A 512-nucleotide genomic window follows, 5' to 3' on the forward strand; every position below is an offset into this window, starting at 1 on the left:
CGTCCAGCAATGCGTCGTCCACCTCGTGCGGGCCAGCCTCAAATACTCCTCCCGGAAATATTGGAGCCGGATCACGACCGAACTCCGGGCGATCTACACAGCACCCACGGTGGAGGCCGCCGAATCCCTGTTCGACGAATTCGCCGCGGAATGGGAACCGAAATATCCGGCGATGATCGCGGTATGGCGCAACAGCTGGGAACAATTCACGCCGTTCCTGAAATTCCCGGCCCCGATCCGGAAACTCGTCTACACCACGAACGCGATCGAAAGCCTGAACTCCCGGTTCCGGCATGCCACCCGGCGGCGTGGTCACTTCCCGAACGAGCAGGCCGCACTCAAAGTACTCTACCTCGTCGTACGGAACCCATTGAAAAATCGGCAGAATATCACTGGAAAGATCGCCGGATGGAAGGATATACTGAACACGCTCGCACTGTTCTACGGTGAACGGGTAACTGGAAATTAGGTGGAATGGTCATCGTTTCGCCCACAAAAATTCTGACACTCTC

At 56.6% G+C, this 512-nt stretch carries 1 protein-coding gene; it reads left to right on the plus strand.

Features of this window, described 5'->3' with window-relative positions:
• On the plus strand, nucleotides 1-469 hold a 469-nt coding region (locus ACW2Q0_RS31210; RefSeq protein WP_457194508.1), incomplete at its 5' end, for a transposase.
• Nucleotides 470-512: the final 43 nt, after the last annotated feature.

It is taken from the genome of Nocardia citri (genome assembly GCF_054065835.1).